Here is a 13,557-nt window from a genome sequence, read left to right as displayed (position 1 = left end):
GAAGCGAAGCAATCAATGGCGCCACATATGCGGACGGATGGATTGCTTCGTCGCTGCGCTCCTCGCAATGACGGGGAGAGAGCGAGTACACCGCTCGCGCCGCCCTCACTTCCCGTGCGTCTCGCGCATCTTGGCCTGGATCTTGGCCATGCCGCCGATCCAGCGGTCGTAGTTCTCGGTCTTCTTGCGCATGTAGCCGAGCACTTGCGGGTGCGGGAGGATCAGGAACGTCTCCTGCTCGATGCCCTTCAGCGCATCCTGCGCGACCTGCTCGGCTGACAGATCGCCGTCGCCGGATTGCGGGCCTTTCGGGATCGAGCGCAGCATGTTGGTGTCGACGCCTTGCGGGCAGAGGATCGAGACCTTGATGTTGTCGGCTCGGTGCGAGATCGCGAGGTTCTCGGCGAAGCCGACCGCGGCGTGCTTGGTGGTGGAGTAAGCCGGGCTGCCGACCTGCGACAGCAGGCCCGCGGCGGAAATCGTGTTGAGGAAATAGCCCTCGCCGCGCGCCTTCATGCGCGGCACCAGATGCCGCGCGGCATAGACGTGGGCCATCACGTGGATCGCCCAGCTCCGCGACCATGGCTCGTCCGAGGTGCCGCCGGCGTTCTTCGACAGCGGGTCGAAGCCGCCGCCGATCCCGGCATTGGAGCAGAACAGCGCGATCGGGCCGAACATCCGCTCGGTCTCCTCGATCACATGCAGGATATTCTTCTCCTGCCCGACATCGCATTTGAACGCCGCGCCGCCGACGCCGGCTGCGACCTTCTCCGCCGCAGCATGGTCGAGGTCGACCACCACGACCTTGGATGCGCCTGCGGCGTGGAACGCCTCGCACAGCGCCTTGCCGATGCCATTGCCACCGCCGGTGACCACCACGACCTTACCCGCCACCTGCATGGCCATCCTCCCGGAGTCTGAGTGCTATCGGGGGATATGATAGCCCATCCACCGCGGTTGGCGAGGGGTTCAGCTCGCCAGCACGACGTCGAACACGGCGGTATAGTGGCAGGCGGCGCCGAGCAGCACGAAGCTGTGCCAGATCGCGTTCTGGAAACGCAGCCGGCGCCAGGAGTGGAAGATCACGCCGAAGCTGTAGAGGATGCCGCCGGCCAGCACGAAGCCGAGCGCCGTCGCCGGCAGCGTCTTCACCACGGCATCGTAGAGCATGACGCCGCTCCAGCCCATTGCCAGATAGAGCCCGATCGAGAGCCGGTCGAAGCGGCCGGGATAGCGCAGCTTCAGCCAGATGCCGAAGATGGCCACGCACCAGACGCCGACCAGCAGCGTGATCGCCAGGTAGCTCTCCTTCAACTGCACGATGAACGGCGTGTAGGTCGCCGCGATCAACAGATAGATCGCCGAGTGATCGAACCGCCGTAGCACCCACTTCACGCGCGACACCGGCCAGAGATTATAGGTCGCCGACAGCACCAGCATCGCCAGCAGGCCTGCGACATAGACCGAGACCACGGTGATCTCGAACGGCCCGGCATAGACCGCGGTCAGCACGATCAACGCGGTGGCGGCGACCAGCCCGAGACAAAGGCCGACGATGTGCACGACACCGTCGGCGATCAGCTCGGCGCGATCGTAGTTCCACAGCGCGGCGCCGGCCGCGTGGATCGAGGTCGAGGCGAGTTGCTTCAGGCGGAAGACCGTCATGCCGGAACGCTTTCCTCAGGGCCGATAGGAGATCGTATCGTTGTCAGGACGAGGCGTTCAACCCCTCGCCTGCAAAGGCGCCGGAAATGTGAAGCTTGATTTTGGCCCGATAATCGCCACCTTGCGGGTGACCGCCCGCCCCTTTTGGCCCTGTTCTGCCGGGTTTCCGTTAACCCTCCATGACCCCCAGCTTCTCAGATATCGTCGAGGAAGCGCGTCTCTCGGCGCGGGCGCTGCTCGACTATGGCGAGGGGTTCTTCAACCCGACCGTGCGGCTCGGCGTCACCGGGCTGTCGCGCGCCGGCAAGACCGTGTTCATCACCGCGCTGGTGCACGGGCTGACCCGCGGCGGGCGCTTTCCGGTGTTCGAGGCCTATGCCTCGGGACGGATCGCGCGCGCCTATCTTGCACCGCAACCCGACGATGCGGTGCCGCGCTTTGCCTATGAGAACCATGTCCGCACCCTGGTCGAGGAACGGCGCTGGCCGAACTCGACCACGGACATTTCCGAGCTGCGGCTTGTGATCGAGTATCAGCGGCAAAATGGCGCGGACCGCACGCTCACGCTCGACATCGTCGACTATCCCGGCGAGTGGCTGCTCGACCTGCCGCTGCTGGCCAAGAGCTATGAGCAGTGGTCTGCGGAAAGCCTCGCGCTGTCGCGCGAGCCTCTGCGCGCCAAGCTCGCGGCGCCGTGGCATGCGCATCTCGCGACTCTCAAGCCCGAGGCCAAGGAAGACGAGCAGGCTGCGCTCACCGAGGCACGGCTGTTCACCGACTATCTGCGCGCCTGCCGCGACGAACGCTTCGCGATGAGCCTGCTGCCGCCCGGCCGCTTCCTGATGCCGGGCAATCTCGCCGACACGCCGGCGCTGACCTTCGCCCCACTCGACGTGCCCATCGATGGCAGCGCGCCCGACGGCTCGCTGTGGGCGATGATGCGGCGGCGCTATGAGGCCTACAAGGACGTCGTGGTGCGGCCGTTCTTCCGCGATCATTTCGCGCGGCTCGACCGCCAGATCGTGCTCGCCGATGCGCTCGCCGCGTTCAATGCCGGGCCCGAGGCGCTGCACGATCTCGAGGCCGCGCTGGCCGGCATCCTCGACTGCTTCCGGATCGGCCGCAGCACGCTTCTGAGCGCGCTGTTCCGGCCGCGCATCGACCGCATCCTGTTCGCGGCGACCAAGGCCGACCATCTGCATCACCAGAGCCACGACCGGCTGGAGGCCGTGCTGCGGCGGATCGTGGCCAAGGCGGCCGAGCGCGCCGAATATGCCGGCGCCGCGATCGACGTCGTGGCACTCGCCGCGGTGCGCGCCACCCGCGAGGCGCAGGTTCAGCGCGGCCGCGACAGACTGCCCTCGATCCTCGGCACGCCGGCGCCGGGCGAGATCGCCAATGGCGGGACGCTGGACGGCGAGACGGAAGTCGCGACCTTTCCGGGCGACCTGCCCGACAATCCCGAGGAGCTGTTCAAGGGCACATTCCGCGGCCTCGCCAGCGCCGGCGCCGATGGCGCCGACTACCGCTTCCTGCGCTTCCGCCCGCCGAAGCTGGAGCGCAACGGCGATGCGGAGCCGGTGCTGCCTCACATCCGCCTTGACCGAGCGCTCCAGTTCCTGATCGGAGACAGACTGCAATGAACGAGAAGACGCCGCCACGGCGGCCGGCGACGTTCAAGCTCGACGATCCCGGCGTGGTCGTGATCGATCCCGATGACACCGGCCGCCTCACCCGCGGCACGATCCAGATCGTGCCCGAAGCCGAGCCCGCGCAGCTGCCGGCCACCGTCGACACGCCGCTGGTGCCGGCGCGGCGCGGCTTCCGCTGGGGCACGGTGTTCTGGAGCGCGGTCGCCGGCCTCGTCGTGCTCGGCACCGGGCTCGGCGTCATCAACCTGGTCGAGGATCTGTTCGCGCGCAACGAGGGGCTCGGCTTCCTCGGCCTCGCCCTTGCGGCGATCGCCGCAGTGGCACTCGCGGTCGTGACCATGCGCGAGTTGGTCGGACTGGCGCGGCTGGCGACCATCGAGAAGCTGCATCTGCGCGCGGCGGAAGTCCTGATCAGCGACGACCGCACGGCGAGCCGGGCGATCGTCGCCGACCTGCTCAAGCTCGCGCACCAGACCCCGCAGCTGGCGCGCGCCCGCAGCGCGCTGCAGAGTCACACCGATGACATCATCGACGGCGCCGACATGATCCGCCTCGCCGAGCGCGAACTGATGACGCCGCTCGACGAGGAAGCGCGGCGGCTGGTGTCGACGGCGGCGCAGCGCGTTTCCGTCGTCACCGCGGTCGCGCCGCGCGCATTGTTCGACGTGCTGTTCGTGTTCCTGGCGAGCTTGCGGATGATCCGGCAGCTGGCACGGCTCTACGGCGGCCGCCCCGGCGCGCTCGGAATGATCCGCCTGCTGCGCCACGTCATCGCGCATCTCGCGATCACCGGCGGCATGGCGGCGAGCGACAGCCTGATCCAGCAGATGCTCGGCCACGGCATCGCCGCCAAACTATCCCAACGTCTCGGCGAAGGCATGCTCAACGGCCTGCTCACCGCAAGGCTCGGCCTCGCCGCGATCGAGGTGACGCGCCCGATGCCGTTCAACGCCCTGCCGCGCCCCGCGCTGACCGATCTGGCCAAGGATCTCCTGCGCAAGCGCGAGGAAGACGACGAACGCACGTAGGGTGGGCAAACGAGCGCAGCGACGTGCCCACCATTCCCGACGTGCTCGTGATGGTGGGCACGCTTCGCTTTGCCCACCCTACGAGGTTTCAGCACAAGACGGCGCCCGTTGCTGCGCCCTCTCCCCTTGTGGGAGAGGGCAACTCCACAATCAGCCACACGCTCGCTCGGGTGAGGGGTATCCCTCCACACGCACCGCACTCGCGGAGAGACACCCCTCATCCGGCAGCCTTCGCCTGCCACCTTCTCCCACAAGGGGAGAAGGAAGGAACGCCAGCACGCGCCAGCGGAAGAAGGTGCTGTCCGGCGGCGGCAAGAGGTCCGGCGTCCAGCCGCTGAGCTTCTGCAGCGCGTAGCTATCCATCACGGTGCCGCGCCACGTCCGCACCACCCGCTCCAGCGGCTGGCGTACCGCGGAGGTCTCGTCCCACAACGGCAGCCTGTCCTCGGGCTCGCGGCCGACGTAGAGACCGGTGTGGTCGCGGATCACGTTCATGCCGGGATCGGCAAAACCCTGGAAGCGGCCGCGCTCGGTGACCTCGATGACCGGCACCTTGCCGCGCAAGAACCAGCGCAGCATCGCATAGGTACGGTAGTCCGTGGTCGCAACCCATGTCGCGCCGGTGGCCCGCAACTGGGCCTCGACACGCGCAGCAAGCTTGTCGTAGCCGGCCTCGGCGCCGATCGGATCGGTATGGCCGATCAGATTCCACGGCGCGAACATGTAGTACAGGAACACGCAGACGACGAAGGCGATGCCGGCGGGGACCGCGGTGCGCGCCCAGAAGATGGTCGATCTGACCAGCCCGGCCGACCAGCCCTCGAACGGCATCCGGGTGACGTTGATGGCGACCGCGGCAAATCCCGCCGGCCACAGGAACATCGGCCAGGTGTCGCCGACCCGCAGCGTCAGCGACTTCCAGAGGAAATAGAGAAACGGCACCAGCACCGCCGTCGACAGCAGGATCGCGACCGGCTCGCGCCGGCGATAGCCGCGCCACGCCGTCAGCGCGGTGCCGAACAGCACGACCGGCAGCAGCACGAAGCCGACCAGGCCGAACTGCATGCCGATGAATTCGCCGGCGGTGCGCAGCGTGAAGGCGCGCTCGGCGGTGGCGCGCACCGCCTGGAAGCGGAACGAGGCCCAGTCGTGCTCCGCGTTCCAGATCAGCACCGGCGAGAACACGAGGATCGCGATCAGCGCGGCGAGCCAGGGATACGGGCTGCGCAGCCAGCGCCAGCGCCAATCCGGCACCAGTGCGAACGCCAGCACCGCCGGCACCAGCATGATCGCGGTGAACTTCGACAATAGCGCCAGCCCGGTGAACAGGCCGGCGGCGAGCCACCAGCGCCCGTCATTGCTTTGCGCCAGCCGCACCAGCGACCACAGCATAGCGACTGAAAAAGGGATCAGCGCGGTGTCCGGCGCGACCTTGGCCATCAGCAGCCCGTAATACAGCGCCGCCTCCGGCAGCAGCAGCGCGAGCATCACGGCGCGGACATTGTTCGACGTCACACGGCGGACGATGTCGGCGAGCAGCAGCTGGGTCACCAGCATCGCAACGATGCCGCCGAAACGGACCCCGAGATTGGTGTCGCCGAAGATCGCCGTGCCGAAGCGGATGAACCAGGCGATCATCGGGGGATGGTCGAGGAACGACAGCACGCTTTCCTTCGACCAGGTCCAGTAATAGGCCTCGTCGGTGCGCAGATCGAGCGCATGGGCATAGACCAGCCGCATCGCGGTCATCGCGACGATCACGGCAACGACGCCGCGCCAATCGGGCGCGCGCGCGCGGGCCGGCTTAACGCGGTTGTTATCGGTGGAGGCTATCGTCACGGCGCGCTTTTTGTTCGACTCTTGCGGGGGTGTCAACGTGCGCGGCGCCCGCCATCTGCGGCTGTGCCGGCCGGCGGTGGTGTTCACCACGGGAATTAACCACTAGACTTGCCGATCATGAATCACATGGCCTCCCCTTCGCGTGAACATCTCCAGGACATGGCCCGCGGCGTCGGACTGCGGCAGGTCCGCCTGGTCTCCGGCACGATCATGTTCGCCTATCTGGTGAGCCATTTCCTCAATCACGCGCTCGGCAACATCTCGATGGAGGCGCTGTCGGTCGGCGTCTACTACCACACCGAGTTCTGGCAGTTCCTCCCGGTCGCGATCATCTTCTACAGCGCCTGCCTGGTGCATACCGCGCTCGGCATCTGGGCGCTGTACCAGCGCCGCGAATTCCGCTGGCGGGCGATCGAGCCGCTGCAGCTTGCGCTCGGCCTCAGCATCCCGATGCTGATCGTCGCCCATATCGTCGGCGCGCGGCTCGGCCAGGCGCTGTACGGCCACCAAAAGCTCTACCCGCAGGAACTGTATCTGTTCTTCATCGCTTCGCCGATGCGGCTGTGGACCATGCTGACGGTGCTGGTGATCGCCTGGGTGCATGGCTGCATCGGGCTGTATTTCTGGCTGCGGCTGCGGCCGTTCTTCCACCGCGCCGCACCGTTCCTGCTCGCCGCCGCCGTGCTGATCCCGACGCTGGCGATGCTCGGCATCTACCAGGCTGGCCGCACCACGATATCGGACTATCAAGATGCCGACTGGCGGCGCGAGGAGCTGTCGGTGCAGAAGCTCGGCACCGCGGCGCAGGGCAACATGCTCGATGCCGTCACCAGCGGCCTGACGATCGGCTATCTCGGCCTGCTCGGCCTCGTCCTGCTCGCGCGCGGCGCGCGCGCCCTGCTCGAGCGCCGCGGCGGCATGATCGCTCTGTCCTACGGCAACGGCCGCACCGTGCGGGTACCGAAGGGGCTGAGCGTGCTGGAGGCGAGCCTGCGCCACAACGTGCCGCATGCCAGCGTCTGCGGCGGCCGCGCGCGCTGCTCGACCTGCCGCATCCGCGTCATCGGCGACCACGTTGCACTGCCCGAGCCGTCGCCGCGCGAGGCTTTCGTGCTGCACCGGGTCGGCAGCGACGATCCGTCGATCCGCCTCGCCTGCCAGCTGCGGCCGACCGGCGACCTGACCTTCTTCCAGCTGTTCCTGCCGCACACGATGTCGGCCAATGCGACCGCCGATAATCCGGCACGGATCGGCCAGGAGCGCTACCTCGTCAGCCTGTTCGTCGACATGCGCGGCTCGACGCAGCTCGCCGAGAAGCGGCTGCCGTTCGATACCGTTTTCATCGTCAACCGCTTCCTCGGCGCGGTGTCGCAGGCGGTGCTGGAGGCCGGCGGCCGGCCGAACCAGTTCATCGGCGACGGCATGCTGGCGCTGTTCGGGCTGACCGTCAGCCGCGAAGAGGCCTGCCGCCAGGCGCTGCGCGCCGCGGCGCTGATCGCGGTCAATATCGACGAGCTGAACCAGTTCCTCAGCCACGATCTGCACGAGCCGATCCGTTTCGGCATCGGCATCCATGGCGGCGAAGTGATCGTCGGCGACATCGGCTATCGCGATCACATGGTGTTCACCGCGCTCGGCGATGCCGTCAACGTCGCGGCTCGGCTGCAGGACATGACCAAGGCGCTGGCCTGCGAGGCCGTGATCTCGGACGAGGTCCGCACCACGGCCGGCCTGGCCGAGGATGCACTGCCCGCACAGGAGGTCGCGATCCGCGGCCGCAACGAGCCGATGACCGTGCGCACGGTCGAATCGACCCGCGTGCTCGCGGCGCTGCTCGACGAGCGGCGTGCCGTCGCGGCGTGAAAGGTTCTGGCGCCGCAGCCACGATGTGATGGCTGTCGGCCTCTGTGTGACCTGCCGCACACCTGAACAGGCGTTCATCGAACGTGCGTGGTCGCGAGCTCGACTGATTGGCGATGGGCAACACCGCAACCCGCGCCGCGACAGAGCTCAACGCGCAACTGAAGGAGAACACCATGTTTCGCAAAGTGACCCTCGCTCTCGCCACTGCCGCTACAATCGGTGCCGCCGCGCTGGCGCCCACCGCTGCCTCCGCCAAGCCGTTCGGCGGCGGCTGGCATCCGCATCATAATCACTACTGGGGTGGCCACGGTTTCGGCATCGGCGTCGGCTTCGTCGACTCCGGCTGCTACGTCACCCGCATGGTGCTGACGCCCTACGGCTACCGCTATCGCACCGTGAACGTCTGCTACTGATCGACCCTTCCGTCGGATGGAAATGCCCCGGCCGCCAACGTGGCCGGGGCTTTTCATTGTTGCAACGCAATGCTGGTGGACGCTCCGAAAGCATCAATTGACTTCGGGTTCCCGGGTGCGACATTTGCTCCCGGTGCGCATGTCGTGAACCGAGTGCGCGAGACAAACTGAGCCTGGTGATGACCAGCTCACGACTGACTAGCTTCGGGGGAAGCGGAATGCTCGATCGACGAGACTTGATGAAACGTGCCGGCCTGGCCGCTTTGGTTACCGGGCTGGGATCGAAGGGCGCGTTCGCGCTCGACACCGTGACACTGCCGTTCGGCAACGGCGAACGGCCGCTGGTGCGCTATCCGCAAAAGCGCCCGATGATCGGCCTGACCAGCCGGCCGCCGCAGCTGGAAACGCCGTTCTCGATCTTCAACGACGGCCCGCTGACGCCGAACAACGCATTCTTCGTCCGCTATCACCTCGCCGACCTTCCCTACAATCTCGATCCCGACAAGTTCACGCTCGAGATCAAGGGCAAGGTCGACAAGCCGCTGAAGCTGTCGCTCAAGGAAATCATGAAGATGAAGGCGACGGAGATCGTCGCCGTCAACCAGTGCTCCGGCAACAGCCGCGGCTTCTTCAATCCGCGCGTCGCCGGCGGCCAACTCGCCAATGGTGCGATGGGCTGCGCGCGCTGGCGCGGCGTGCCGCTGAAGACCGTGCTCGACATGGCCGGCGTGCAGTCCGGCGCCAAGCAGGTCACGTTCAACGGCATGGACGGGCCGGTCAGCGACAAGACGCCGGACTTCGTCAAGGCGCTCGACATCGACCACGCCCGCGACGGCGAGGTGATGCTGGCCTATGGCATGAACGGCGAGGACCTGCCGTTCCTCAACGGCTTCCCGCTGCGCCTCGTGGTGCCCGGCTATTACGGCACCTACTGGGTCAAGCACCTCAATGAAATCACCGTGATCGACAGCGTGTTCGACGGCTTCTGGATGAAGTCCGCCTACCGGATCCCGGATACGCCGAACAACGCGGTCGAGCCCGGCACCGCGCCGAAGGCGACGATCCCGATCAACCGCTTCACGGTGCGCTCGTTCATCACCAGCGTCACCGACGGCGGCAAGCTGAAGGCCGGCCGCACCACGCTGCGCGGCATCGCCTTCGACGGCGGCAAGGGCATCAAGGAGGTCGCGGTCTCGACCGACGGCGGCAAGACCTGGACCAACGCCAAGCTCGGCAAGGATCTCGGCAAATACGCCTTCCGCGAATGGAAGCTGCCGGTCAAGCTCGCCGCCGGATCGTACGATCTGAAGGTGCGCGCCACCAACAATGCCGGCGACACCCAGCCGATGGACCCGCTGTGGAATCCGGCCGGCTACCTGCGCAACGTCGTCGAAACCACGCGCGTCACCGTCGCGTGAGGAGAAGCATCATGACCAGCAAGCTGCTTCTCACGCTCGGCGCGATCGCCACGCTCTCGATCGCCGCCGCCACCGCCGCCCCGTTGAACTACACGGTTCCCGAGGAAACCACGACCTTCAAGCCGGGCCCCAACCTCGACGTCGTGCAGAACAACTGCACCGCCTGCCACTCGGCCGACTACATCAAGACCCAGCCGCAGGGCGAGAAGTTCAAGAAGGATTTCTGGCAGGCCGAGGTGACCAAGATGATCAAGGTCTACGGCGCGCCGATCGACGACGCCGACGTCGGCAAGATCGTGGAATATCTCGCCGCAACGTATTGAGGGGGGTGGCGACCGTCGTGCCTGGAGACGCTCGCCACACAACACGCCGTCATCACCCGGCTCGACCGGGTGATCCAGTATTCCAGAGACCGTCGTGATTGAACCGAGAGGCCGCAGCGTACTGGATCGCCCGGTCAAGCCGGGCGATGACAGCGGCGGGTGGGGATGTAGTTGGCTTTCGCCACGACGACACCAGGTACGGTCCGCATCGCTCGCCAAACTACGCGGCGTCATCACCCGGCTTGACCGGGTGATCCAGTATTCCAGAGGCCGCAGTGATTGAACCGAGAGGCCGCGGCGTACTGGATCGCCCGGTCAAGCCGGGCGATGACAGCGGCGGCGATGTAGTTGGCTTTCGCCACGACGACACCAGGTACGGTCCGCATCGCTCGTCAAACTACGCGGCGTCATCACCCGGCTCGACCGGGTGATCCAGTATTCCAGAGGCCGTCGTGATTGAACCGAGAGGCCTCGGCGTGCTGGATCGCCCGGTCAAGCCGGGCGATGACGGCGGAGAGTGCGGACGAAGTCCCGCAGGATGGGTAGAGCGCAGCGAAACCCATCATTTTTCACCCGTACGGAAGGATGGATGGGTATCGCTGCGCTCCACCGATCCTACGAACCGCACCGTCCGCCCTGCAAGAACACCTGGTCTTTTTGCAGTGCATCAATTGATCATGAAACAGGCACCCCAGCACCAAATCGCCGCAAAGCGGGTTGTTTCGGCCCGAAAACACACTGTCGTTTGATCTACCCAGCTTTTTTCAAACTGCTATCCTGTGCGGCGCGGACAAGCCGGTTGTGCGGGGACCGGCGGGTCTGTTTCGATTTGATTCCGCGGAGACGACTGGAATGCCCAAAGGTACCGTGAAGTGGTTCAACCCGACCAAGGGTTATGGATTCATCCAGCCCGCATCGGGCGGCAAGGACATTTTCGTGCATATTTCTGCAGTTCAAAAGGCTGGTCTTCAGACGCTCAACGAGGGTCAGTCGGTCGAATACGAAGAGATTGCTAATCGCGGCAAGACATCAGCTGAAAACCTCAAGGTCTAGCGCGACCGCGCAAGACCAAGCGGCGCACTCTCGGACAGCATTCGGGAGTGGGGCCCAAGCAGCAACCCAGACAACGTGACGTTCGGCGGGGCGGGCACGATGCCCGCGCGCCATGACGCCGGGTTGCCGTGCGGTCGCCCTCGCCGGCGGGCCGCTTCCATTGCTCCAGAATGCCCGGTCAGCGCCGTACTCACAGGCAGGTGCCGCCATGGCCGGAGCCGCACGGCACCTTCTTCGACAATTCCTCGATCTTGCGCCGGGACTCCGCCTGCGCCAGCACGTCGAATATGCTCGACGGCGCAAGCTGGGTGGCTTTGCGGAAATCGTCGCTCGCCTTGCCGGGATCGTTGAGTGCCTCATGCGCCCTGGCGCGGGCGAACAGGCTCTCCACCGTCTCCTTCTGCGCGATCGCGCGGTCGAGATCCTCGATCGATCTGGCGTAGTCGTGCTGTGCCGACCGCGCGATGCCACGCAGTGTCAGCGCCTCGTGATAGTCCGGCCGGCTCGCCAGCACCCCATCGAGATCCTTCATCGCCTCGTCGATCTTCTTCAGGCCGAGCCAGGCCCGCGCGCGCAGCACGTGAGCGAACGGGTCGTTGGGCGCCTTGGCGACGATCTGGTCGAACGCCGCGACGGCCCGGTCGTATTGCGCCGAGGTCAGCATCGCGAGCCCGCGGCCAAGCTGCGCCGTCGGATTGCCGGGATTGCGCTCCAGCACGGCGTTGATATCGACCATGCCCTCATCCGTGCGGCCCTTGAGCAGCAACTCCAGCCCCCGCCAGGACTTCGCCAGCAGATTGGCCGGTGCAAGCGCCAGCGCCTGGTCGAAATCGAGCAGCGCCTTGTCGATCTGGTTGAGGCTGACATAAGCCAGTCCACGCTCGGTGAATGCCAGAGAGTCCTTGGCATTGAGCGCGATCGAATGACTGTAATCGGCGAGCGCGTCCTGCGCCTTGCCGGTGCCGGCCTTGGCCATGCCGCGGCCGATATAGGCCAGCGCATTGTTCGGATCGAGCGTGAGCGCGCGTTCCGCGTCGGCCATCGCATCGTCGAACAGCCGCATTCCCGCCACGTGGATCGCACGGTGGGCAAGCAGCTCCGCGCCGTTCGGCCTGAGCTTGACCAATTCGTCGAGATCACTTCGTGCGTCCACGGAACGACCGAGCACGGAATACGTCATGCCGCGCAGCCGCAGCGCCGCTTCGTTGTGCGGATCGCCTAACAGCACCTGACTGAGCGTGGTGATCGCGGCTGCATAATTGTGTTGCGCGAGGAGCTGCTTTGCCTGATCGATCCGCTGGTTGGTGGAGGCCGACGGGGCGGTCGGCGCGGCCGGAGCCGGTATTGCGGACGGCGGCGCGGCGGGGCCTGTGCCGGCCTTGGCAAGTTCGGCCTGCATCGCAACTGCCTGCTGGCGCTGCTGCTGCACCTCCTTGTTGCCGGGAAGCAGTGTCAGCAGCCTGTCGAAATCGGCGATCGCACGGGCATAATCGCCCTTGGCGCTGTAGAGCTGGGCACGCGCGAAATAGGCGCCGCGCTCGGTCTGCGGCGCCTGCGCGATGGCGCGCGTGAAATCGGCAATCGCACGGTCGACATCACCCTTGCGGCGATAGGCCTGGCCGCGCCAGTAGAACGCGCCTTGCGCCGCCGGGGTGATGGCAAGCGCCGTGTTGAGATCGGCCAGCGCCGCATCGAGCTGCCCGGTTTCGACATTGACCCGCGCCCGTCCGACATGCGCGGCCACAAGATCCTGCCGTAGCGCAATCGCATGGTCGTAATCGGCAAGCGCATCCACCCAGGCGCGCTGGTCGGCGCGCAGATTGCCGCGCGCTGCGAAGACGAAGGCATTGTTCGGCTCGAGCTCGGCAGCGCGATCGAGATCGGCCCGCGCCTGATCGATCTTGCCCTGGTGCTGGCGCGCATAGCCGCGCGAGAGCAGCGCGGCCACGAATTGCGGGTTCAACTGCAGCGCCGCTTCGGTATCGGCTGCGGCGGCATCGAACTTGCCATGATTGTTGTAGAACCGCGCACGGCCCGCAAAGGCTTTGACGCGGTCGTCGGCCGGCCGCGCGGCATCGTCGATGACGGCCGAACAGGCGGCCTCGACCTTGTCGCCGGCCTGCCCGGCGCACTCTTCGAGAGCGCCCGCCCGTGCCGGCCCGATGGCCGCGGACACCGATAGCGCAATCGCCAGCAAGCAAAGGTGACCGCCGATCACGACATCAGAGCAGATCGAACGGAACCGCATGGCGTGACCCCGGCAATTGATCGGAAGCTCCCGGCCTCCGGGCAATCAACGCCTA

General features: G+C 66.4%; 11 protein-coding genes. 7 read left to right on the top strand and 4 right to left on the bottom strand.

All coding sequences use genetic code 11. The features are described 5' to 3' along the window. Positions 1–105: 105 nt before the first annotated feature. Together JQ633_RS23975 and trhA are read right to left on the bottom strand one after the other, a co-directional pair. A complete protein-coding gene (locus JQ633_RS23975) occupies positions 106–900 on the bottom strand; it encodes an SDR family oxidoreductase (protein WP_211987525.1) in 795 nt (264 codons plus the stop codon). A 69-nt stretch (positions 901–969) separates the two neighbouring features. Continuing rightward, a complete protein-coding gene (gene trhA / locus JQ633_RS23970) occupies positions 970–1,665 on the bottom strand; it encodes a PAQR family membrane homeostasis protein TrhA (protein ID WP_211987524.1) in 696 nt (231 codons plus the stop codon). Positions 1,666–1,844: 179 nt separating this feature from the next. Between trhA and JQ633_RS23965 the strand changes: the two genes are divergently transcribed. After that, positions 1,845–3,308 (top strand): YcjX family protein, encoded by a 1,464-nt coding sequence (locus JQ633_RS23965; protein WP_211987523.1) that lies wholly within the window; start codon positions 1,845–1,847, stop codon positions 3,306–3,308. After that, a complete protein-coding gene (locus tag JQ633_RS23960; protein WP_211987522.1) occupies positions 3,305–4,345 on the top strand; it encodes a YcjF family protein in 1,041 nt (346 codons plus the stop codon). Before JQ633_RS23965 ends, JQ633_RS23960 begins: the two co-directional genes overlap by 4 nt. 150 nt (positions 4,346–4,495) lie before the next feature. Here the strand turns inward: JQ633_RS23960 and JQ633_RS23955 are convergent, their stop codons facing one another. After that, entirely contained in the window at positions 4,496–6,094 is a 1,599-nt protein-coding gene (locus JQ633_RS23955; RefSeq protein WP_211987618.1) for a glycosyltransferase family 39 protein, read from the bottom strand. A 216-nt stretch (positions 6,095–6,310) separates the two neighbouring features. Between JQ633_RS23955 and JQ633_RS23950 the strand changes: the two genes are divergently transcribed. The 5 genes from JQ633_RS23950 (at position 6,311) to JQ633_RS23930 (ending at position 11,254) form a co-directional block, all read left to right on the top strand. Continuing rightward, positions 6,311–8,047, top strand: a complete 1,737-nt coding sequence (locus JQ633_RS23950) for an adenylate/guanylate cyclase domain-containing protein (RefSeq protein ID WP_211987521.1) — start codon at positions 6,311–6,313, stop codon at positions 8,045–8,047. A 113-nt stretch (positions 8,048–8,160) separates the two neighbouring features. Continuing rightward, positions 8,161–8,460 carry a hypothetical protein gene (locus JQ633_RS23945; RefSeq protein WP_433995684.1) on the top strand — a complete coding sequence of 100 codons (300 nt, stop codon included), beginning with the start codon at positions 8,161–8,163 and terminating at the stop codon, positions 8,458–8,460. Positions 8,461–8,678: 218 nt separating this feature from the next. Next, positions 8,679–9,878: a molybdopterin-dependent oxidoreductase gene (locus tag JQ633_RS23940; protein WP_211987520.1), complete on the top strand. Its 1,200-nt coding sequence runs from the start codon at positions 8,679–8,681 to the stop codon at positions 9,876–9,878. Positions 9,879–9,889: 11 nt separating this feature from the next. Next, positions 9,890–10,201 (top strand): c-type cytochrome, encoded by a 312-nt coding sequence (locus JQ633_RS23935; protein ID WP_211987519.1) that lies wholly within the window; start codon positions 9,890–9,892, stop codon positions 10,199–10,201. Positions 10,202–11,053: 852 nt separating this feature from the next. Continuing rightward, the gene (locus JQ633_RS23930) at positions 11,054–11,254 is read left to right on the top strand and encodes a cold-shock protein (protein WP_057019268.1); all 201 of its coding nucleotides are present in this window, start codon (positions 11,054–11,056) and stop codon (positions 11,252–11,254) included. A gap of 190 nt (positions 11,255–11,444) precedes the next feature. Here the strand turns inward: JQ633_RS23930 and JQ633_RS23925 are convergent, their stop codons facing one another. After that, positions 11,445–13,502: a tetratricopeptide repeat protein gene (locus tag JQ633_RS23925; RefSeq protein WP_211987518.1), complete on the bottom strand. Its 2,058-nt coding sequence runs from the start codon at positions 13,500–13,502 to the stop codon at positions 11,445–11,447. Positions 13,503–13,557 lie beyond the last annotated feature (55 nt).

Source organism: Bradyrhizobium tropiciagri (assembly GCF_018130505.1).
GTDB classification, from domain to species: Bacteria; Pseudomonadota; Alphaproteobacteria; order Rhizobiales; family Xanthobacteraceae; genus Bradyrhizobium; species Bradyrhizobium tropiciagri_B.
This window is presented reverse-complemented; position numbering and strand designations above follow the sequence as displayed.